Origin of the sequence: Shewanella sp. SM69, assembly GCF_025653985.1 — a bacterium.
Lineage (GTDB): Bacteria > Pseudomonadota > Gammaproteobacteria > Enterobacterales > Shewanellaceae > Shewanella > Shewanella oncorhynchi.
The window spans coordinates 711,342-732,565 of record NZ_JAKKRV010000001.1 but is presented as its reverse complement, the minus strand read 5'-3'; the positions used below and the strand labels follow the sequence as shown (position 1 = coordinate 732,565).

At 45.9% G+C, this 21,224-nt stretch carries 18 protein-coding genes; 8 read left to right on the top strand and 10 right to left on the bottom strand.

Annotated features, from left to right (window positions below; genetic code table 11):
* Positions 1-147 precede the first annotated feature (147 nt).
* Genes L5M37_RS03300 through L5M37_RS03290 form a run of 3 tightly spaced genes read right to left on the bottom strand, consistent with a single transcriptional unit; the run spans position 148 to position 5,017 of the window.
* Positions 148-2,889 carry a family 20 glycosylhydrolase gene (locus tag L5M37_RS03300; protein WP_263199384.1) on the bottom strand — a complete coding sequence of 914 codons (2,742 nt, stop codon included), beginning with the start codon at positions 2,887-2,889 and terminating at the stop codon, positions 148-150.
* Complete coding sequence (locus tag L5M37_RS03295) at positions 2,886-3,728, bottom strand: ROK family protein (RefSeq protein WP_263199382.1); 843 nt, start codon at positions 3,726-3,728, stop codon at positions 2,886-2,888. Before L5M37_RS03295 ends, L5M37_RS03300 begins: the two co-directional genes overlap by 4 nt.
* Positions 3,725-5,017, bottom strand: a complete 1,293-nt coding sequence (locus L5M37_RS03290) for an MFS transporter (protein ID WP_263199380.1) — start codon at positions 5,015-5,017, stop codon at positions 3,725-3,727. The genes L5M37_RS03295 and L5M37_RS03290 overlap by 4 nt, the downstream gene beginning before the upstream one ends.
* A gap of 513 nt (positions 5,018-5,530) precedes the next feature.
* Here L5M37_RS03290 and L5M37_RS03285 point away from each other — a divergent pair.
* On the top strand, positions 5,531-6,460 hold the full coding sequence (locus L5M37_RS03285) for an AraC family transcriptional regulator (protein ID WP_263199378.1): 930 nt from the start codon (positions 5,531-5,533) through the stop codon (positions 6,458-6,460).
* 9 nt (positions 6,461-6,469) lie between these two features.
* Here the strand turns inward: L5M37_RS03285 and L5M37_RS03280 are convergent, their stop codons facing one another.
* Together L5M37_RS03280 and L5M37_RS03275 are read right to left on the bottom strand one after the other, a co-directional pair.
* Entirely contained in the window at positions 6,470-8,020 is a 1,551-nt protein-coding gene (locus L5M37_RS03280; RefSeq protein WP_263199376.1) for a tryptophan halogenase family protein, read from the bottom strand.
* A gap of 66 nt (positions 8,021-8,086) precedes the next feature.
* Entirely contained in the window at positions 8,087-10,723 is a 2,637-nt protein-coding gene (locus L5M37_RS03275) for a TonB-dependent receptor (RefSeq protein WP_263199375.1), read from the bottom strand.
* A 341-nt stretch (positions 10,724-11,064) separates the two neighbouring features.
* On the opposite strand from L5M37_RS03275, the gene L5M37_RS03270 reads away from it, so the two are divergent.
* The 4 genes from L5M37_RS03270 (at position 11,065) to L5M37_RS03255 (ending at position 13,729) form a co-directional block, all read left to right on the top strand.
* Entirely contained in the window at positions 11,065-11,871 is an 807-nt protein-coding gene (locus L5M37_RS03270; RefSeq protein WP_263199373.1) for a polysaccharide deacetylase family protein, read from the top strand.
* A complete protein-coding gene (locus L5M37_RS03265; RefSeq protein WP_263199369.1) occupies positions 11,858-12,205 on the top strand; it encodes a carbohydrate-binding protein in 348 nt (115 codons plus the stop codon). The genes L5M37_RS03270 and L5M37_RS03265 overlap by 14 nt, the downstream gene beginning before the upstream one ends.
* 213 nt (positions 12,206-12,418) lie before the next feature.
* On the top strand, positions 12,419-13,195 hold the full coding sequence (locus tag L5M37_RS03260) for a hypothetical protein (RefSeq protein ID WP_263199368.1): 777 nt from the start codon (positions 12,419-12,421) through the stop codon (positions 13,193-13,195).
* Between the two features lie 129 nt (positions 13,196-13,324).
* A complete protein-coding gene (locus tag L5M37_RS03255; protein ID WP_131525327.1) occupies positions 13,325-13,729 on the top strand; it encodes a DUF3224 domain-containing protein in 405 nt (134 codons plus the stop codon).
* Between the two features lie 250 nt (positions 13,730-13,979).
* On the opposite strand, the gene L5M37_RS03250 is transcribed toward L5M37_RS03255, so the two are convergent.
* Together L5M37_RS03250 and L5M37_RS03245 are read right to left on the bottom strand one after the other, a co-directional pair.
* On the bottom strand, positions 13,980-14,534 hold the full coding sequence (locus L5M37_RS03250) for a BON domain-containing protein (protein ID WP_105249747.1): 555 nt from the start codon (positions 14,532-14,534) through the stop codon (positions 13,980-13,982).
* Positions 14,535-14,810: 276 nt separating this feature from the next.
* Positions 14,811-15,266: a glutamyl-tRNA reductase gene (locus L5M37_RS03245; RefSeq protein WP_219253568.1), complete on the bottom strand. Its 456-nt coding sequence runs from the start codon at positions 15,264-15,266 to the stop codon at positions 14,811-14,813.
* 246 nt (positions 15,267-15,512) lie between these two features.
* Between L5M37_RS03245 and L5M37_RS03240 the strand changes: the two genes are divergently transcribed.
* The 3 genes from L5M37_RS03240 to L5M37_RS03230 all read left to right on the top strand — a co-directional run bounded on the left by L5M37_RS03240 (position 15,513) and on the right by L5M37_RS03230 (position 18,966).
* Complete coding sequence (locus L5M37_RS03240; RefSeq protein WP_028760641.1) at positions 15,513-16,883, top strand: sigma-54 interaction domain-containing protein; 1,371 nt, start codon at positions 15,513-15,515, stop codon at positions 16,881-16,883.
* 109 nt (positions 16,884-16,992) lie between these two features.
* Positions 16,993-18,069, top strand: a complete 1,077-nt coding sequence (locus tag L5M37_RS03235; protein WP_172591388.1) for an L-dopachrome tautomerase-related protein — start codon at positions 16,993-16,995, stop codon at positions 18,067-18,069.
* A 240-nt stretch (positions 18,070-18,309) separates the two neighbouring features.
* Complete coding sequence (locus L5M37_RS03230; RefSeq protein WP_012088707.1) at positions 18,310-18,966, top strand: hypothetical protein; 657 nt, start codon at positions 18,310-18,312, stop codon at positions 18,964-18,966.
* On the opposite strand, the gene L5M37_RS03225 is transcribed toward L5M37_RS03230, so the two are convergent.
* The 3 genes from L5M37_RS03225 to L5M37_RS03215 all read right to left on the bottom strand — a co-directional run bounded on the left by L5M37_RS03225 (position 18,959) and on the right by L5M37_RS03215 (position 21,204).
* Positions 18,959-20,665, bottom strand: coding sequence for a diacylglycerol kinase family protein (locus tag L5M37_RS03225; protein WP_263199367.1), 1,707 nt, complete (start codon positions 20,663-20,665; stop codon positions 18,959-18,961). The two genes, L5M37_RS03230 and L5M37_RS03225, sit on opposite strands and share 8 nt — an antisense overlap.
* A gap of 144 nt (positions 20,666-20,809) precedes the next feature.
* Positions 20,810-21,004 carry a hypothetical protein gene (locus tag L5M37_RS03220; RefSeq protein WP_028760637.1) on the bottom strand — a complete coding sequence of 65 codons (195 nt, stop codon included), beginning with the start codon at positions 21,002-21,004 and terminating at the stop codon, positions 20,810-20,812.
* A gap of 23 nt (positions 21,005-21,027) precedes the next feature.
* Positions 21,028-21,204: a DUF1328 family protein gene (locus tag L5M37_RS03215; protein ID WP_028760636.1), complete on the bottom strand. Its 177-nt coding sequence runs from the start codon at positions 21,202-21,204 to the stop codon at positions 21,028-21,030.
* Positions 21,205-21,224: the final 20 nt, after the last annotated feature.

The window sequence follows — 21,224 nt, the reverse complement described above, 5'->3', positions numbered from 1 at the left end:
ATCGCGAATAGCGAGATTATAGCCTGAGTTGCGCTGTTATTGAAAAGCCTCAATGTAAGCTCATGCTTAACCCATCGACCAGTGGTATTAATAGTCAATTAACGTATCGGCCATCACATGTGATGGCCGACATTGTGCGATGAACGATTAGAGGGAGCTTTGCCAAGTCGATGGGCGAGAGTAACGTGCGCCATCTTTGACTCTGGCGCGGATGTGTTTGACATCATTAAGCTTGAAAGCTTGGCGGTAGCTTAGCCAAGGTCCTGAGTCGAGTTGGTATTCCAACTCGGCATTGGGATATAAGCTATTGACCACTAACTGCTGATTTTCAACACGTATCCCAGGCGGTGATATGCGATAGAAAATTCCCGCTTTAGCTAACTTAGGTTGCACTTTATTGGCGTAAACCGCGGCGAAGGTTTGCCAATCCTGTTTGAGCACTTGCTCGGCTTGGCCCTTGAGTTGGCGGGCGAAATGTTGAGTTTGCTGACTATAGATTTTACCTTGATAATCATAGGCTAATTCCCATGGCGCCCTATGCCATGCCCGTTCGGCGAGGGCGACCATGCGCGGGAATAACATGTATTCTGCTTGCTCGTCCGATTGCACCATTTCGCTCCAAAGATGTCCCTGCAAGCCGTAAAAACTGTATCCCGGTTTGAGCTGGCTGCGGCTATCGTCCGACACAAATGGCTGATTTAAGCTATTGTGCCAGCGCTCGGCATGTGCTGGCAGATTATCGGGCATAAAGCTAAACACCTTAAAGCTGTCTATTGCCCTTGCGGCCCAATGATTGCCGCGCTCATCTGGATGGCTAGCGTAGGGGAAATCGAAATAGGTGACTTCTGGCGTTGAGATAACGACCTTCCAGCCAAGATTTGCTTGCTTATGGGCGATTTGATGGCCGTTGTTTGAAATCTGCGACCAAGCGTTAGATTGCACTTGGGCTGGCATGTTTTCGGGACGCACTTCACCCATGCCATCATTCCAACCAGCGGCAATAATCCCTTTCTCTGCCAACATGTTAGCAACGCGCTCAATAAAGTAACCATTGAGTGAATGCAGTCCGGTTAACTCATCGGCTTTTTGTTTTTTCATTGCGATACACGCAGGGGATTCTACCCAAGCGCCCGCGGTTTCATCGGCGCCTATGTGGTAATGTACTAAGGGAACGCCTACGGCTTGGTGCATCTTTTTAACTTCATCAATCACAGTATCGATAAAGTGATAGGTGCTCGGCAGACACACATTGAGTGTGTTGTCGTGGTAATACTGAATCGACGAATACTGGGTTTTATCGGCAAATTCAGTCAGTAAAAACTCCTCCGCCTTAGCTTTGTCTCCCTTGGCTAGGTAATGGTGATAACGCGCTTCCATGGATTTTATCGCTGCGCGTGAATGCCCCGGCATGTCCAGTGAAGGGATCACTTCGATATGGTGAGCATCAGCCAGTTGTAATATTTCTTGGTATTGCGCCACGGTTAAGTAGCCATCGACGGGGTTTACGTCCGCTATGCCGCTGCCCAGTTGTGGCAATAAACAGGTTTGCTCGGTTAAATCGAAACAGCGTTTTGCACCCACATCGGTCAGTTCAGGTAAGCCGGGGATGGCTAAACGCCAGCCTTCATCGTCGGCTAAGTGTAAATGCAGCTTATTGATTTTATAGGCGGCGAGCTGTGGGATAATGCGTTTAATAAAATCGAGCGAGTGAAAGTTACGGGCTAAATCGATATGCAGGCCGCGAAAGGCGTAGCGAGGTTGGTCTTGGATCTCGATGGCGACGAGTTGATCGTCACTTAAACTGATCAACCCAGCTAGGCTTTGTAGGCCATAGAAGAGTCCTGCTTCACTGCCCGCTCGAATACTGATTTGCTCAGCCGTTATGGTTAACCGATAGGCTTCGCTGCTTTTAATTTCACTAACATGGGCTCCAGTGCTTGCAACTTTAGGTGCTTGAGTATCGAGTTGCAATAATAGCGGCGTGCCTTTGTCCTTGGCCGAAAAGCCTAAAGAATCGAGGTAATCAAATGCCGCCTGCCGTCCCTTAAAATCGACAGTTGCAGCCGTGAGTCGATAACCTTTAGCAAGGGATAAAGGCGCCGAGTTTAGGCTTTGGCTATGAAGTGGCGTGGGGATAAGTTTGCCGCTAATGTCAGGTGCTTTGTCTGCGGCTAAGGCTTGATATTGCTCGGCTAAATACTGGCCATCGGCAAAGGGGGTTGCATCGTTTTTTGCCAGTAAGAATTGTTTCTCGGCATTAAAAGGCGCCAGGTAGTCTTGCTCGGCTAAACCCGTTTCTGGATCGCGCCTTGTTTGAGTGCTCTTTATGACCTGCGCCTTATCGCCCATAGCGACAAAGAAGTTTGGCATAAACTCGGAACGGGTGATTTGGCTGCCTTTGCTATAAAACTCAATACGATAAACTTGATTGGCGACGAAGCCCTTAAAGCTGGCTTTAGGAGTGATTTTGTGTAAATCGCCATTGATATGCTCAATGCTAAAGTCACCCGCATCGACGAAATAAACGGGGGATAATTGGCTGAAATAAATTTGCCAGTCGCCATGATTTAGCTCTTCGCTGGATAACTTGTCGTTCGATAGCTGAGTGGGCAGGGTTAGCTCAATGGCAGAGCGATAGCATTGGGTTTCTTTAGCGGGACAGGTTTCAAGATAACTAGCGGTTAACTGATAATTTAATTGGAGTTTATCGGCCAATTGATTCAGCGCGACATGATTTGCCTCCTGCACAGCATTGGCGGCCAGTACTGATGGCATCGCAAGTATTGAAAGCACCGACGCCACGGGAAGCACTGCCATGACGCCGCTGACTAAGGCCGTCTTAATCCTCTGCCACTTTATCATCCCTTTCTGTGTTATTTGTCCTTTCACTTAGCTGAGTCCTTTTGTTGTAAAAACCACTGCGCGGCACCTATGAGGGCTGCATTGTGATGTTGGCTGGCTGAAATCGTCAAGTCTGTCAGTTGCGGGCCATAGACTAAGCTTTGCAATTTCTGTTTAAGCGCTTCAATAAAAAAGGGAAAGCTTTGGCTGACTGAGCCGCCAAGGATGATATCTTTAGGATCGTATACCAGTAAGGTTTGGGCGATCATGTGCGCCAAATGTTCGCCAAAATGGGCGAAGGCTTGTAGCGCTTGGCTGTCACCTTCACAGGCTTTTTGGTACAAATGCTCGCCACTCATTTGATGATGAACGGTGAAGTATTGCCCCGAGCAGTAGTGCTCAATAATGCCATCACGATAACTCAAACTACCTATTTCACCTGCGGCGCAATGTTTACCCGAATACAGCTGACCATTAAAAATCACCCCAGCGCCTACGCCAGTGCCTAAGGTAATCCCGAGCATGTCTTGATTGTGATTGAGTACAGCTTCGCCGAGGGCAAAGAGGTTAGCGTCGTTATTCACAACAACATCCATTTCAAAGGTATTTTTAAGCTGCTGAGCCAACTGCGTTGCCGTTAATGCAGGGATGTTGAGCACTTCGAGTAAAGTGCCGCTGTGCATATCCACCATGCCGGGCACCCCGATGGAAATACCATAGGTTTCAGGCGTGAGGTGGCTGTGGATACAGGTCACGAGGAAATCTAATAATTGTTCAAAATTGCCATCTGCGGGAACGGGATACCGCCAAGTGTCGAGTAAGGTTTTACCTTCCACCTGTGCCAACATCAGTTTAGTTCCCCCAAGATCTAAACATAGGACGCTCATAATAGCTTGTTGCCTCTCGTGTTGTTTGTTGCCATAGGAACGGCATCCTTTGATGCCGCTTTCGCTGAGAACAGGGTAGTGTTTTTAATCAAGGGACGAGCCGTTAGGGCCACATAACCTATGTAAGCCATAGGGATTAACAGCACTAACATCCCGAGCCGTAACTCGCCGGATAGCTCGCTGATAAAACCAATGATCGGCGAGATAAACGCGCCGCCGATAATGCCAGTACAGAGAATGCCGGCGAATGATCCATGATCTTGAGTGCGCGAATTGAGCGCCAACGAGAAGATCACCGACCACATGATAGAAATGAAAAAGCCAACCAATGGGAAACAAATTAATGCTAGTTGGCTCGGTCCCCAAATCGCCACTAGAAAACAAACCAGTGAACTAAGGGAAAAACTGAGCAGCAAGATCTGACTGTCGATAAGTTTAAGTAGCAGTAAACCGAGTAGGCAGCCGAGCGTCATGTAAAACCAAAAATCGCTAACCACATTGGCGCCGACACTTAAGGTGTCAAGACCATGATATTGCAGCAAAAAGACTGAGATACTGTTAGCAAGTCCTTGCTCAAGCGCAACGTAGGCGGCGATAGCGAAGAAGAATTTCAAAACGGTTTTATCTTTGAAAAGGCGTAAATGGGTCTCGAGGGCACCTGCCGACTCATCTGCCAATTTATCCACTTTGGGCATCTTCACTAGGCTGGCAAAGAGCACCATGGCGAGTGCGACCACGGCAAATAACCAGTACATGGCGAGCCAACTCATGTTCTCGGGCAATAGCTGTTGCACATAGTTGGCTGATGCAACACTGGCTTGATCTAAGGCGACAAAATGCTGATACACCAGCGGCGCTAAGGTCGCGGCGCCGCCAAAGGCAAGTTGGGCCAGTACGGAGAAAAAGGCAAAATGCTCTGGCCCCGCAGCTTGTCGCAATAAGGGATTGACTGCCACCTGCAATAAACTCATGCCAGTGCCAATACAAAACAGGCTAAACATGGCGATGCTAAAGGTGGGCAGACACACAAAAGTCACGGCGCCGATAAACGCTAGGCTAAAGGCTAAGATGATCACCCGCTTTTCACCGTACTTGTCCACCAAAATCCCCGCAGGAATCGATGTCACCCCGTAGGCGATAAAAAACGCAAAGGGAAATAACCCCGCCAACGTCAGGCCGATAGCATAACTGTCAATTAACGCAGGGAAAATCGGCCCCATACTGTTGGTCATCAAGGAAATCACAAAGAAAGTACAGAGGACAAACAGAATGATGAGTTTGTGTTTCATGTGCTTAGCCAATTGAATTAAGTGAAATTCATTGTGGACTGACACTCGCTATGGCGGTGATACGAATGGTGCCTCTGTCGATACTTTTCTCACATATGCAAATCCTGTTCGCGCTGATTTAGCTGATTTAGCTGATTTACATCAGGTGCTGTAAATACTTGCTGTAGATAGTGGGCAGCAGATAGCTGCTGCGGATGAGCATAGATAAAACGGTGTTTTAGCCTCTGCTGATAATGTGTTTACTTGTAAAATAGTTACCTTTAATTAACATTGGATAGAATAGTATTGGAGTGGCGGATTTTAGTATCACTGCAAGGCTGACTTGCTATAGACAATAGTGCGCGTGGCACTGCTATTTCTCGGCTCAAATAGGTCACAGCTGGCATTTAAAAATAAGGACTAAGTGGTTGAATAATTAAACAGGATGGAATAACCGCTAGCTTGAGTGAATGCGTTGTTGTGTAAGGGCTGATTGAAGCTAAAGAAAAGGAATGAGCAACTGGAGTTTAATGGATGAAACCTCTGTGTGAAAAAGTGATCCCCGATGAAAACAGCTCTTGGCGTTACTTTCGTTATGAATGGGACCACATGGATCTCAATTGGCATTATCACCCCGAGTACGAAATCTGCTTAACCCTCAACAGTTATGGTATGCGTTATGTGGGCGACCATATTGCCCGTTATGGCGATTATGATTTAGTGATCATAGGCCCAGATATGCCCCACGGCTGGCAATCCGAGGTGAACCTTGGTGTTTCAACTGACGAGATATCAAATGGCAACGCGCTAAAAGACGGCACTTCGAATGCGAGGGTGCAGGAAGTCGTTTATGTGGCACAAATTCCAGCGGTCTGGCTACACCAAATTGTGAATGAGCAACGTGAGTTAGCGTCTTTGCATTCACTTTTGACCCATGCCAAACGGGGCGTGTTGTTTAGTGAGGAAACGGCGCGTAAGGCCCATAGTGTGTTTATCGAAATGGAGACGGCCAATCCTTTTAGACGCTATATTTTGTTATTGGAATTATTAGCGTTATTACAACAGGATAGTCAGCAAGAACTCTTGTCGAGTACCTTGTTTACCCACGGTAGTAAACTCGACTTTACCGTGAAAAAGCTCGATAAAGTGATTGAGCATATCTATGACAATTACACTCAGGCCTTGTCGGCACAGGATTTGGCAAAGTTAGCGCACATGAGCACCAATCATTTCCATCGCTTCTTTAAAAAACGCACCGAGAAAACCTTAACTGAGTTTATCAATCAACTCAGGATCGCTAAGGCGTGCAAGTTATTACTCTCGAACCAGAGCCCGATTTCAACCATCAGCGATCAGTGTGGTTTCAACAACTTATCCAATTTTAATCGGCGCTTTATTCAATTTAAAGGTGTCACGCCGAGTCGTTTTCGTCAGTGCTTTAGCAGTAAACAAAGGGCAATTTAACCATTCTTATCACGGATGCTTAGGTTGAAAATACTGCTCCACTAAGGTTTGGCTGTAGCGTATCGCTTGCGCCGTGATCTCCGCTGAAATCGGCTCAAATGGGCGCTTCAGTTTTGGGTCGCGGTAATCCATTCCCGCTAACAGCGCATACCAAGAAGGGCGAAAGTAGGCGAGTTGCTGATCGTATTGGTAAAGCAGTAAATCAAAGTCTTCCCCTTGATACCAAGCTTGCAATAGTTGCGTCAGCCTTTGGGAAATGGTGACTTTTCTCGCCGCCAACCAATAGGGTTCGCTGCGCTGGCTGGTGACATAATGGGCCTGAATATAATCCTTTATGCCGAGCACTAACTGCATGACCGCCTGATTGAGTGTTTGTCGACTTAAGGTCTCTGCCTGCTTATTCAATTGATAGCGCTCGAATAACGACATAAATTTTTCAAGGGTGAATTGGGTCATCATGATCGACGTGGCTTCGAGCGGTTCGATAAAACTTTGCGCAAGTCCTATCGCCAGCACATTGTTGTGCCAAGCCTTGTCACTGACACCGACCCGCATTTTGAGAAACCGTACTTGGGTTGATTCAGGCAGATTAACACTGTGCAACAATTCCTTGGCCGCGGCATTGGCACTGAGGTGGCGACTGCTATAAACATAGCCATTGCCAAGCCTGTGGGTGAGGGGAATTTGCCATAGCCAGCCCGCACTGAGCGCCGTTGCGCGGGTATGGTACTTGGCTTGCTGTGCTTGGGTTTGCAATGCTTGGGCTTGCAGCATTTGGGTTTGCTGTGTTTGAGTGGTGTCCATTAATGCTGGAACAGGAACAGTGACGGCGCTGTCGTTGAGCAGTTCATTGGCGAAGGATTGAAAGGGTACGCCTAGGGTTTTATGAATTAACTTAGCGCTAAAGCCGCTGGCATCGATAAAAAAGTCGGCGTTAAGTCGTTCGCCATTCGCCAGCATTAAGGCGTCTATATGTTGGTTTTGGGTTGTTGAAACTTCAATGACATCGCCGATGAGGTGTTTTACGCCGCGTTGGCAAGCGTATTCTTTTAAGTAGTTGGCAAGTTCAGTGGCATCGAAGTGATAGCCGTATTCGTTAGCGTAGGGCAATGCTTTATTCGGCCTTGGGCTGAGATTGCGTTTCGCCAGTACGCCGCTGGAGAAAAACGCATCGGGTTTTACTGCACTGCCATGACCGCGGCGTCTTGCATTGGCGTTGATAAAGAAAACTTCAGCGGGTTTCACATCCAGTTGAAAATAGAAGGGATGAAAGTATTGCTGCCCGTCCCCATTCCAGTTGATGAAATCGATGCCGGTTTTATAGCTGGCGTGGCATTGTTCCATCCAATCTTTTTCGCTAATGCCTAAGTTGTCCATAAAGCGTTTCAAGTGTGGCGTTGAACCTTCACCAACGCCTATGGTGCCTATGTTGTCCGATTCCACTAAACAGAGCTCAATGGCGGCAAATACGGGGTTATTCGCGAGGGCTGCCGCTGCCATCCAACCTGCGGTTCCACCCCCTAAGATAATGATTTTTCTGATTGCTTGCTTCACTTTCATGGCTTATACCTCTGCATTATCAACGCAAAAAGCCGACCCTAAGGTCGGCTATGGTGTGATTCAAGATTAAAATTTGTAGCTGGCACCGACGAAATAACGTGAACCAAATTCGATGGTGTTTTGGGTTAATCCGTATTTAACATCATAGGATTGCACCACTTCATTGGTTAAGTTAACCCCTTCGAGTGAGATATCTAAGTTCTCCATTGCATGCCAAATAATCGAGGCATCCACTTGTTGATAGCTGTCGTTTAACACGTTTTGAATATTACCTACGCCTAAGTATTCTGAACGCCAGTTATAGGCGATACGGGCGCTGAACAGATCATCTTCGTAGAAGAGTGAACCGTTGAAAGAGTTCTCTGACACGCCTTCAATCATCTGCTCTGTGCCATCGGGGCGAGTGCTTTTACTGTCAACATAGGTGTAGTTGGTTAAGAAGCCAAAACCGCTTTCAAAGTTATGTTGTAGCTGGATTTCAAGCCCAGTAACAGAGCCGCTACCGCCATTGGCTGGGGCTGTGACACGGCATTTATCCCACTCGGATTCTGATGCGCCGCAACCTTCAATGTATTGAGTAGACTCAGTGACAAACACTACGTTATCAATATCTTTGTAGAACAAGGCTGCCGACAGCATAGAAGATTCAGTGAAGTACCATTCGATGCCAAGGTCAGCTTGATTCGCCTTATAGGGTTTTAAATTGGGATTACCGCCGGTCGCAGTACCAAAGTTTTTCGCTATCGCTAACCCAGGTTTAAGATCGCTGTAGTTGTTACGTGCCATCACGGCAGAGGCCGAGGCACGTAGGATTAGATCTTCTTGTAGATCGAAGGCGACGTTGATACTCGGTAACCAATTATCGTAATTAACGGATTCATTGTAGGGTTTGCCATCGGCAAAACCGGTTGAGGTTTGGTCTGTGTTAACGTAACGCAAACCAAAGTTACCACGGTAGAATTCGCCGCTGAAATCCGCTTGGGCATACAGGGCCAACATATCCTCTTCGACAGTGAAGGTGTTACCGAGATCGGCGACTTCCACTAACTCGCCATTGGCGTATTTCTCGCTGATAAACGCCCACCATTTGTCTTCATCTAACTTGGCATAGGAGTCGAGCACATTGCCACCGCTCTGGGAATGCAGGCCAGACAGTACGCCATCGCTCCAGTTGGCAAGGTTGCCATTAGGCACAAAACCTAAGATTTCTGCAGGGTTACGGTTGAAGGCATTACGCTCGAAATCACTGGTGTTGTACTTAATCCCGACCGCAATTTTATTAATAAAATCATGATCGAGTTGATATTCGAAGTCAGACTGGGCGTAGGTGACTTTATGATCTTGCACTGTGGTTTCGTAGTTGGCTTCCTGCGCATGCTTGAACTGGCTAGCATCGTTGGCATCTAGGCTCGTGAGCACCACTTGATAGGGACCTGTGGCATCGTAACTAAAGCCACCATCGACACTGCCTTGACCATTAGGGAAGGCGGGATCGCCAATTTTGCCGCCTTGGTCCGTCGCAGGGATCCACCAAGAAGATGAGCCGCCTTGGGTGCCGCCATCTGAGGTCGATTGGCCAATGACGCCGCTAAGGGTGAAACTGTCCCCGACGTATTTTCCGGTTAAGTTGAGTACGTCAGACTTCATATTGACCGCGTGGCGTACCACAGGGTTATAAATAATCGACGCATACGCTGGCAGAATCGTTGCCGATGCTGTGCCGCCTTGGGCGTTATTTACTACGTTGGTGGAGCCCGAACCGCGGGCGCCAACGGTTAAGAAGTTATGGTTTACGTGGGGGATATCGAGTTCAAAATTAAAGTAATCTAAGGTGAACTCTGTTTTTTCAGTCGGTACAAATTGCAGTGTAACTTGGGCACTGGTCCTTTCACGTTCGGCCCTAAATGCTTGTGAGCCAATCCCCCACGCCCCTACAGTTGATTCTTGGTTTTGTGCAGGATCAGCGGAAAAGTACTCATAGTAACCGCTGAGCGATTCTAATACATGCCGACCACTGGTGAGTTTTTCTACTGAGTAAGCGCCTAAAATACCAAATTTTTCATCATCATTTTTCCAGCTTCCAACGAAAGATCCACTCGGATCTGTTTCATCGTACAGGCTGCTTTGGCTCAACTCACCCGCCACTTGATAAGTGTGAGCATCGAGATCTAAGGGCTTACGGGTTTTGAGATCGACAGTGCCGCCCAGCGCACCTTCTTCAAGGCTAGCGGTTGGCGTTTTGTGGACTTCAACCGCACTGACTTGCTCGGCTGACAATAATTCCATGTTGAAGGTACGAGTGGCAGGACCAAGATCATACCAAGAGGTGCTGGCAACGGTTTGACCGTTCAGCAAAATACGACTCTGTTCTGGCGCTGTACCGCGAATGGTGACCCCACTCACTTCACCGTATTGCCTATCGACCGTTACCCCAGAAATGCGCTGCAGCGCATCACCAATGTTTTTATCGGGAAACTTACCGATATCTTCCGAGGTGATGGCATCGACCGTGGAGTCGGCGAAGCGTTTGGTATTCATTGAGGCTTCAATCGAGCGACGTATGCCGCGTACTTGGATTACCTCAATATTTTCTGCAGTTGCCTCTTGTTGCTCCGCCGCGACTGCGGTTGAGCTCATCCCGAACAAGGCGTTAGCGATACATAATGCGAGCAAAGAGCTCTTAAATAGTTGACCTTCTGACATGTTATTGCATCCCTGTAGTGCTTTTATGTTGTTTTTTTCTCCAGTTAACTTACCTGTTATCGAATTGTTGATGCGGTACTTTTCACACTAGGATTGGTATTTTTCTATTGTCTTTGAAACCTTGGGTAAAGGATGGTTAACTGGGTGCAAAGGCAGAATCTATCGACTTAGCGTTGAAAAGTATGGCTTGTTGCTAGGATGGTATAACTAATGCTGGTGGGATTACTCACTATAGATAAGCTAAACGGATGAGTGAACTCGCTGTCTACAGGTTATGAATTAACCAGTGCGTAAAGAGAACTAACTTATTCATCTTTAAACATTATTTATAGGATGAAATCATGAAACTGAAATCGATAGCCGTTGCAGTTGGGCTTTGTGTTGCGAGCTTGAGTACTGGCTTAAGTGCGGCCTACGCCAGCGATAAAACCATTTACCTTACCTTTGATGATGGTCCAATTGACGCGACCTTAGGGCTGTTAGATGCGTTAAAGGATGCCAATATTAAGGCAACGTTCTTTATTAATGCGTTTCATATGTATGGCGAAGGGGATGAAAACGAGGCGTTAGCGGCTGTTGCCCTACAACGTTTGCTAGACGATGGTCATATTCTGGCAAACCACAGTTACGATCATATGCTGCATAACTGCACTGATGGCGTGCAATCTGGGGCGGCATATTGTAATCAAGTTGGACTCTGGCCTGTAAAATCCTATCAAGATGCGGCCACCGATTTCACCTATTTTGTGACGAACACGGCCAAAGTGGTTGAACTTATTCCTAATGCCGCCAGTTATCCCAATAACAAGATGACTAAGTTGGCACGTTTGCCTTACACCAATGGTTGGCGAGTGACCAGTAAACTCAAAGGCGACGGCTTGTGTGCGACATCCGATACTGTGCCGCCTTGGGATCCTGCTTTTGCTTGTACCGCAGAAACCTCGACCAACAGTTCGCAAGTTGCGGTGCAAATTCAAAACATGCTCGCCGAGAGTGACTATAAAATATTTGGCTGGGATCTAGACTGGGGACCAGAGGATTGGGGGGTTGCCTTTCCCGCTGAATCTATAGCCGATGGGGTTGAGCTGGTGGGCAAAAGTCAATCAAGTGATCAACACCTGCGCAGGAACGACGATGAATCCGCTTAACAGTCGTACGCAGAACTTAGATTGTAGTGATGGTTTACATAACGGGAAAGTGGTTATCTTGACCCACGACTTCCTGTTTGAGAATGCTCACCGCGGACAAGGTGCAACCATCAACTTGCCTAAAATTAAGCGTTTTGTTGAAGAAGCTCAACGTCAAGGGTATCGTTTTGATACGCTAGATAACTATGCCCCTGCTTGGCAGGATCAGCATAATTATCAACTACCTGAGTTTGTGTCCTATCAAGATAAAATCTATTCCCTAGTGCAAGCACATTTCTCCCAAAGCAATTGGCAACCAAGCCAAACCCCAGCCTTGTGGAAAAACGAAAAGTAGTGATGTATTGGGCTGAGTATTTACTCGGCCCATCATATTTGTCGAGTAAAAGGCATGTTGCTGAACTTAGCCTGACAAAATTCAAAATAGCGGCATTTTTTACACTTTACCCACTTCGCTTTAACTCAGTATCTGTAATACTGCTCCGACATTGATTTGAAGTTTATCGGTGTTAGAAAAGTAGCGCATAACGAGCGCGATTGGGGAGAGAAGATGAGTACGTTTGTAAAATTAACCATAGCGGCAACCTTAGTGGTATTAGCCTTACTTGCTGCGGGTATTTACCGTTTCAACATGACCAATGATGATATTTATATGGTGATGGAAGATGGACAGGTGATGCAATACGATGAAGCCATGGCGCATAAAAAAACTCAGGCTCAGGCGAATGAGATCGAAACTGTGACACCTTTTGAGGTAAAGCCTGTGGCGAATGCATCGGAAGTGATGCTCAAACTCTTTAGCTTAAATACCGCCAATCCTGTTGAAATAACGCTGCCTGAGGGCGGCAAGTCCGTTGCACTGACACATTTTATTAAGATCAAGCAAACAGAGTTTGCTATGGGCGACTACCAAGATGGTGAGGTAAAAGGTCGAGCATTACTCGATTACTTACGCATTACACCATTAAATTTCGATCCCGCTCTAGAGCCGGACACCCAAAGTGATGCATCGATTCAAGATGATCCTAAAATGCAAACTATGCCCTTTGTGGCGCCCTTTATTGTGACGACTCAAGGTTCAGGCGTATTTTGGTATCTTGGATTGTTTAATCTGGATTTTAAACACAATAGCTTGAAACACTTAGGCAGTGTCATGCTTGGCGATCGAATCGAGGTGGATAGTATTGAACCTGTTTATCCTTTCGAAGCCCCATTCAAAATTGCTGTGACTTATCGCGATAGAGCGTCTGACCAACCCATGTCTGAAAGCCCTGAAATAGTCAAAACCATAGAGATGATAGTGAGTGAGACCAGCATACATAAGTAGCGTGTAAATGCCATTATGGATCTGCGCAGGCTTATGCTAAGTTGTTTTTCGGTAAGTGGGTGATGTTTGCTTCAGTAGCAAGCGTTAGCAGGTAATCGGTCAGCATAAGATTTCGACAAGGAGAGTGTCATGCAAGTTAGCAAAATCACTGGGAAATTTGATGTTAAGCTCACTCCTGATAGCCCCTATGCTACTGGCATTGGTGGTGTGACGTTAGGACGTATGGGCTTAGATAAAACCTTTTATGGTGAGCTTGAGGGGCGCAGCAAAGGGGAAATGCTCAGTGCTATGACGTCAGTCAAGGGCTCAGCTGGCTATGTGGCCATTGAACAAGTGGTTGGTAATTTGTGCGGTAAGCAGGGCAGTTTTGTATTACAACATTTTGGCATTATGACCGATGGACAAAATCGTCTGATCTTAGAAGTGGTACCCCATTCTGGGGCGGGGGAGTTGCAGGGGTTAACTGGTACTATGACCATCAATATTGAGAATGGCCAACATTTTTATGCATTCCAGTTTGGCTTTGAAGCTTGAATAACACCTGTGTTTTAGCTCAGTTTTCTGTAACTCTTCTCCTTTATGATCATTCGAGTCATCTTAATTCACCCCTCTTAATTTAAGCGAGTAAGTCTTTTCGATTGAGTCTGAAAATGGGCATAAAAAAAACCAGCTGAGGCTGGTTTTTTTGATTCTTTTTTCATAAAGCACTATCGAACCTTAAGTCTAGATCGGCGTGCTGTTACTTAAAATACGTTTAATTTAAAAAATGCCGTTGTCGCGAGAGTTAAGACACTTTTTTAACAACTTTAATTTTATCAACGACCTTTTTCACATCGTCGGTATTTTCGGCAATTTTCAGTGCTAGTTGACGTTCGGCATCGCTGGCAACTTCACCTTTCAATGTGACTATGCCATTGGCAACATCCACATTAATTTGGGTGCCGGATACGTCAGTTGAAAACAGTAAACGCGTTTTGATGACTGTGGCAACTTTAGAGTCAGTTAAGGTGGCAACAACTTCACTGGTGCCTTCTTTTTCATTCATCACAGTGAGTTGGTTATCGACATCTTTCACCCCATCTAAGCTCTTGATGAGCTCTGTGGCGAGGGCTTTATCCACACTGCTTTCCACTTTACCTGTTAACGTCACTTTACCATCTTTGACATCTGTAATGATGTCGAAGGAATTGAGATTCGTGTTGAGCAGTAAAGTGGTTTCTGCTTTACCATCGATCCACGCATCCTTGGTTCCGCCTTTCCAATCTTGGGCGGCAGCCACATTTAAACTGATTGAACCGACAAGTAAAGCCACTAGTACTGATGCTGTTGTAGTTTTCATAATCATATCCTCCGTTGTTTTCTCGAAGCTAGATAATGCGCCAATCGTGCCAATGTTTTTAAGGTAATGATTTTTAATGTTTTAATTGTTTTACCTGGCGTTTTTATACCTTGGTGTTTTCCTTTTGGTCGGTCTTTTTTACCGACAAAATGTAATTTTTTCTGGCATGCTGAGCCATCATTCGAGCATAAAAAACCGCACTCATCAGTGCGGTATTATGTCTGTAGTAAAAGTGGAGGGGAGTCGGTTAAATATGGCTCACTTAGCGACAGGGAATTAATGGTGATTGAGCGATCCCGTACCGTCGTAACTCATTTGCAGCCAAGCGGCACCCTCTGCAAGTTGGTTTGCAAGTTGTGGCTGATGCGCTTGCCTTACTGCTTGTTTTATTTGGATTAGCACTTGCTGCTCTATGTCGACAAGGGCGGTCATAGCCTGCGAAATTTGGCACTGTTGCAACAATTCTGTTGCTTGAGTATAAGTGACGGGCACGGTGTGACTTAGGCCATTAATTGGCTCGTCAGCCAAACTTCTCAGCTGTTCAAACCGAGTTAACATTCGTTGGTGGATGTTAGCTTTGGCGGAAAAAACACGCTTAAGATTATAGTCTTCGACATACCTCCTCGCTTGGTTGTAAAATGTGAGTCCTTCCTGATTCAGCTTGATGATTTCATCGATCAACATGATATCGGCGCGGATATCAGTCTGATGTTGCACAACATTAGACTTCATTATGGGCCTCCTAATGCCAGTGTTCGACATAGATTGTTTAACTGCTTGGGTAAACTGATTTTGTTTCGTTCAGCTACCATGCATATTCTGTTCTCGTTTTTAATGATATTTTAACAGGCTGATTTTTAGACTGATATTCTCAGTTCATCGAGATATCATCTTAGAACATCGGCAACTATTACCGTTGCTGTTGTTAAAATTTCATGGCTGACATACAGTAGTTTTTCATACAGGGAGTAGATACGCATGGCTCGACTGACACTTTTTTATCACTTGCAGGATGTTGGCGCCGAGCAAGCAATCATCGAACTTGCTGGCGCTGCTGACTTTAATAAGCTACGCAGTGTCGATGACTTACCTTGGATAGAGCAGCTAGGGGCAAATCACGTCGATGTTGCCATTATTGAGTTATCCAGTCTTAGTCGTGAAGATTACCTTGTGCTGCTGGATAATGCGGCCATGTCAAATATTGAGTTTATTTTTCTCTCCGACGGTCAGCCAAACCCCAATCTTGATCAGTTAATGTCTCATTTTGCTGGTTACCACTTTCGCAAACCTTACGATATGCCGCTAATCAGCGAAATTTTTGCTGATTTTGCACAGTATTTAGCATCATCGCCTAATCGACTGCATCCTTTTGCTAGCGAGCTAGACCAATACGGTTTGCTTGTTGGTTCATCAGCTCCTATGCACAAGCTATATCGCACAATTCGTCGCGTTTCTGCGACAGGCAGTAATGTGCTGATTATTGGGGAAAGTGGGGTCGGGAAAGAACTGGTTGCTAATACCATACATCTTGCCAGCCCTAGGGTGAACGAGCCTTTTATTGCGATTAACTGTGGTGCATTAAGCCCAGAATTGGTCGACAGTGAGCTGTTTGGTCATGTCAAAGGCGCATTTACGGGGGCGAATCGGGATCACAAAGGCGTATTTGAACAGGCTGAAGGCGGGACCTTGTTTCTCGATGAAGTCACCGAAATGCCGATTGATCATCAAGTGAAGTTACTCAGAGTGTTGGAAAATAGCGAGTATCGTCCTGTGGGTGGCGACAAAGTGCAACGTGCAAACGTACGTATTGTGGCAGCGACTAACCGTGATCCCATAGTGGCGATAGAGGCTGGGTTATTTCGAGAAGATTTGTACTTTCGTTTGGCTCAGTTTCCCATTCGCGTTCCGCCCTTACGGGAACGTGGCGAGGATATTATTGGGCTTGCGCAGCATTTTCTTGCCTATCGTAACGTGGCCGAAAAGCAGAATAAGAGCTTAGCTGAAGACTGTATTCAGATGATTGCTAAGTACCCTTGGTCTGGTAATGTGCGCGAATTAAAACATGCAATTGAGCGAGCCTATATTCTGGCCGATCAGGATATTTTACCCAGCCATTTACAGCTACCTCAGACGAATGAAGTGGGTTTATGTGGTGGTGAACAAGTTGTTATCCCCCAAGGCATGCGCTTAGATGATTTAGAGAGAATCGCTATTTATCAAGCACTAGAAACCACTCAAGGTAATAAAACGGATACCGCCGAACAACTGGGGATCAGCGTTAAAACCCTCTACAACAAGCTCAGCAAGTACGAGCAGCAAGTCGAGACCGGTGAAACGACTGCTGAATAAACATTAATTATCAAATTAATATTGAAACAGAGCCAAACTTTATACTCTTTTTTTTGTAAATAATAACTCCTATTCTACAGCCCTTAAACAGAAAAAGCGGAGATAGAATATGAAACACTTATTTACTACAGCATTATGGCTTTCTTTGACTGCCAGTAGTTTTGTAAACGCTACCCCAGCGGTAGGAAGTCTTGAAACAGTCGCTGAATTGCCAATACGACCTGGCAATGTCAGCGTCACTGCACAAGGTCGGATTTTTGCCACGGTACATCCACTTGATACGCCGTCAGGTTTACAACTGATTGAAGTTAATCGTGAAACCAATGCTTACAAAGCTTGGCCTTCAATGGATTTGCAAAAAGCTTCGACTGCCAATATGACTCAATTTGATACCTTATTAGGGATTGCTCAGGACAAAGCTGGACACCTCTGGACCGCAGATATGGGGTTAGAATTAGGTCAGACGAGGATTTGGGGATTCAACATTAAGGATGGCAGTCTATATAAACAAATTGTCCTACCACAAGCACTCGCGCCCAAAGGCAGCTTTATGCAGGATCTGGTTGTCGATTCACAAAAAGGCTGGATTTATTTAGCCGATATCGCCAACCCAGGCCTCTTAGCAGTGCGTATCGACGATGGTCATACCGTACGTTTTTCAGGTCATAGTTCGCTGCAGGCCGAAGCGGATGCAGTAATGAACATAGATAACAAAACAACATTGTTTAATGGCAAGGTTGCTAGTGTCGCGGTCAATCCCATCAGTTTATCTGCCGATGGAAGCACACTCTATTATGGTGCAATGAATGGCACTCACTGGTATCAGTTATCGACTGCGGCTTTACAAACAGGCAATAATGATAAAATTATCGCGACTGTAAAATTAGTCGGAGCTAAGCCAGTGTCAGATGGCGCTGCAACGTCCAAACAAGGTAATCATTACTTCACCAATTTGAACCACAATGCCATATCTATGTTAGATAACAAAGGTACGCTATCAACAGCGGTCAGTTCTCCATTGCTGGATTTTCCCGATAGTGTGCAATTTGGTGAAACGGGCTGGTTATATATTTCAGTGAATCAATTGCATAAAGCAAAAGCCTTTAATGGCGAAGCTGAAACAGCCAAACCACCTTATCGCATCATGCGACTCTGGACCGGTGAGGATACCGCTGCGGGTCAATAACACCTTAGCTGCAACTGCAAAGTTGCAGCTTTTCGTTACACTATGAGCGATATCGCAACGGTTATTTCCATTGATGTCAGTCGTTGGTTTAACTCGAAAGGATCTAAAAATAAGTTAGGTGTTGATTGTGTAAACTATCAATGCCTCATATTGTTACTAGCACAGGTCAATTTGGGATGGTGAGATAATTTTTGGAACAAGGAACAAGGAACAAGGAACAAGGAACAAGGAACAAGTTCAGTGACACTTAATCAACCTCCTAAGAGTGCGCTTTATCTCAAGGCGTTGAGTACCCAGTACCGACCTATACTGTGGTTTTTTGCCATTGCCTTGTTAGTGCTTGGATTGCTTTGTGCGAGGGCGGCCTGGTTACAACCCGAGCCCGTGTTACGGCTTGTGCTTGGTTGGGTGGCATTTTTTCTGTTGTTCCCTGTACTGCCGCTAGCGTTAGTTCGGCAACAATCTTGGTTAGATACCGAGCGACAGCAATTGTGGCTCGGTAAAGGTGTCTTCAATGGGAAGTTGCCTGGATTGTGGCGTTGGCGCGCCTATGCCTTTTCAGATATTAATGCTGTGCAACTCTATCTGCTACAAACAACCCATTGGCACCAGCTCGACCGTAACCGCCAAGCGGAAGATACGGTAGATCACTATCTCGCTTATTTACAAGTGCAGCAGCCTAAAGGGAGTCAACTGAAATTGGCTAACAGCACTGACAAGCAGGAATTACAGCAAGTTTTGCAGCAATGCGCGCAAGCGATAGGCTGTAAGTTTCAGGATTTTAGCAATAGTCCTCAAAAATCCCACCCCAAAGTGAGTGAATTTAATTTTATGCGAGTGCTTATTGCGCTTGTTGTTTTTATCTTAATAAACATCGCGATAGTGTCATTTATATGATTTTTGGGTCGATAGCATTTTCAGTCGATTCTTGATAAGGCACAAATACCTTGAGAGATGCGGGTTGGACTTCAATGGTGAGATCCGCGGGTTCAAAGATTTCGCCATCAATCACATATTTACACTTGGGCTGACTGCTAATGTTCACTTTTTTCGCATGGGCGTGGTGGACCTTGGTCGCGCTAGATGGCGTACCAGGTCGCTTTGAATGCGTGTCTTTATTGCCTTCCTTTACCCATCCAGCAATGGCTAATTCGGCTAGGCTAAGGAGCTTGTCTGTCGGCTCACTGCCGGCATCTAGCCAGGTAATATCGAGCAGGCCATCTGTCATGTTTGGCTCGCCATCGCCTTGCGCTAATACGCTGGTAAACGGTGCTGCATTGGCAACGATGAGGCTATGGGTGGTTAATGTTGTGGGCTCGGCATCATCTAAGCTGAGCTGTATGGTTAAAGTGACATCGGCATTGACGGCGCGCCATAAACCATCGAGGTAGGCAAACTGGCCGAGAGCATTTTTACGCTCACGGTTTGCGGATTCAATCATTTGTTGCTCAAACCCTATGCCCACAAGCAACAACACTAACGCCTCATTACAACGCGCGGTATCAATGGCTTGGCAATGCCCTTGAATAATATTATCCAGCGCCTGAGAGATAGGAATAAGCTTACTGCCTAAACCAAAGAGGGCATGGCTGAGGGCATTAGTTGTGCCAAGAGGAATGATGCCTAAGACGATATCTGTATCGACGATTTGAGAGGCCACTTCAGTCACTGTACCATCGCCACCACAGGCGATAATGATATCAGCGCCTGCATTACGGGCTTGCTCGGCGAAGACATTTGCGGTTTCGTCTGCTGTTGTGAGTTTTAAAGTCAGGTCAAAATAGGCTTTGAGTTCATCTTGGATTTGCTCGCTGTATTCTTGCCATTTCCCGCCACCAGAAACTGGGTTGGCGATAATCCACGCCACTTTGTGGATGTTAATTTTCCCTTGACTGGGCATGCGATCGAGCGCGCGTAATTGCCATTTGTTTAAGCCAGCGGTTTTGCGGATTTGCTTTATCTGCTGCAGTACTTCGGCGAAGTGCTGTTGTTTATCTTTACAAACCAAATAAGCGGCGAGTACCAGCACTGAGCGGCCACGACCCATAGCACAGTGGATGAGTACCTGTTTATTGGCGCGCACTTGGCGGTGCAGCCAGTTAACGGCTTGATTGAGTTGGGCGCTGGTCGGTACGCTATGGTCGAGGATGGGAATATTTAAATACTCGATATGATCCTCAAATTGCGACCAATCTAAGCCATCAAATTCAGCGGTGACATCCAGAATGGCAGTGATCTTATTGGCTTTAATCTTTTCCAGATCTGCGGAAAAGAGTCTACAGCCGAGATACAGATGTTCATCAATCCTTTGCATGGGCGGTACTGAATCGTATTTTCTGGCCCAGTGGTTATAGAGTCGACTGCCTAATAAAAAGGGAATAAAACCCCAACGAATATACCAAGGGATAGTGCCATCTTGGCGTTTTCTAAAAATACTGGCGAGATTAAACCAATAGGCTGAACCGACTAAAAATAGTGACAGACTTGTCCATGCACAAATGAAAGTGAGCAGGGGAGAAGTGTCTGTTACTGCAAAATAGGCTAACAATACTGCACCTGCAGTGTACAAATATTTGATGTGGATCTTCGTTAGCATGCAAGTCCTCCAATGCCATTGTTCTTGGTTAAAATCGTTGCACTTGAATGGATAGATGTCGAGATGAGAGATGCAGAAATGAGCGAGTCTAAACCAAAAGGGTGGCAGTAGACGAGTCTATTGCCACCCTAAAGTCAGGTTTGTTTAGCACTTAGTATCTTTAGCTTTAACACCTTCTTTGACTTCTTCACAGGCATCTTCGATGGCGTTACCTGTATCAGTCATTACTTCATCGATTTTTTCGCCCGCGTCTTCGGCTTTGTTATCACTACAGGCCGTTAAACCTAGGGCGAGTAATAATGCGAATGCTGCACTTGTCATCAGGGTAAATGGTTTCATATCTATCTCCTTTTCTAAAAAAATTATAGTCGCGGTGATTTACCCTTAAGGGCATTGATCAGCAGAGAAATCACTAATAACACAATAAATATGAAGAAAATGATTTTCGCTATTCCCGCCGCTGCGCCAGCAATCCCAGCAAATCCTAACAACCCGGCAATCACGGCAACAACTAGAAATACTAATGTCCAACCTAGCATAATAACCTCCTGCCCTTGTA

Excerpts from the sequence above, each read along its gene's own strand:
- L5M37_RS03295 (WP_263199382.1), bottom strand. The coding sequence starts at position 3,728 with ATGAGCGTCCTATGTTTAGATCTTGGGGGAACTAAACTGATGTTGGCA.
- L5M37_RS03290 (WP_263199380.1), bottom strand. The coding sequence starts at position 5,017 with ATGAAACACAAACTCATCATTCTGTTTGTCCTCTGTACTTTCTTTGTG.
- L5M37_RS03285 (WP_263199378.1), top strand. The coding sequence starts at position 5,531 with ATGAAACCTCTGTGTGAAAAAGTGATCCCCGATGAAAACAGCTCTTGG.
- L5M37_RS03280 (WP_263199376.1), bottom strand. The coding sequence starts at position 8,020 with ATGAAAGTGAAGCAAGCAATCAGAAAAATCATTATCTTAGGGGGTGGA.
- L5M37_RS03275 (WP_263199375.1), bottom strand. The coding sequence starts at position 10,723 with ATGTCAGAAGGTCAACTATTTAAGAGCTCTTTGCTCGCATTATGTATC.
- L5M37_RS03270 (WP_263199373.1), top strand. The coding sequence starts at position 11,065 with ATGAAACTGAAATCGATAGCCGTTGCAGTTGGGCTTTGTGTTGCGAGC.
- L5M37_RS03265 (WP_263199369.1), top strand. The coding sequence starts at position 11,858 with ATGAATCCGCTTAACAGTCGTACGCAGAACTTAGATTGTAGTGATGGT.
- L5M37_RS03260 (WP_263199368.1), top strand. The coding sequence starts at position 12,419 with ATGAGTACGTTTGTAAAATTAACCATAGCGGCAACCTTAGTGGTATTA.
- L5M37_RS03255 (WP_131525327.1), top strand. The coding sequence starts at position 13,325 with ATGCAAGTTAGCAAAATCACTGGGAAATTTGATGTTAAGCTCACTCCT.
- L5M37_RS03250 (WP_105249747.1), bottom strand. The coding sequence starts at position 14,534 with ATGAAAACTACAACAGCATCAGTACTAGTGGCTTTACTTGTCGGTTCA.
- L5M37_RS03245 (WP_219253568.1), bottom strand. The coding sequence starts at position 15,266 with ATGAAGTCTAATGTTGTGCAACATCAGACTGATATCCGCGCCGATATC.
- L5M37_RS03240 (WP_028760641.1), top strand. The coding sequence starts at position 15,513 with ATGGCTCGACTGACACTTTTTTATCACTTGCAGGATGTTGGCGCCGAG.
- L5M37_RS03235 (WP_172591388.1), top strand. The coding sequence starts at position 16,993 with ATGAAACACTTATTTACTACAGCATTATGGCTTTCTTTGACTGCCAGT.
- L5M37_RS03225 (WP_263199367.1), bottom strand. The coding sequence starts at position 20,665 with ATGCTAACGAAGATCCACATCAAATATTTGTACACTGCAGGTGCAGTA.
- L5M37_RS03220 (WP_028760637.1), bottom strand. The coding sequence starts at position 21,004 with ATGAAACCATTTACCCTGATGACAAGTGCAGCATTCGCATTATTACTC.
- L5M37_RS03215 (WP_028760636.1), bottom strand. The coding sequence starts at position 21,204 with ATGCTAGGTTGGACATTAGTATTTCTAGTTGTTGCCGTGATTGCCGGG.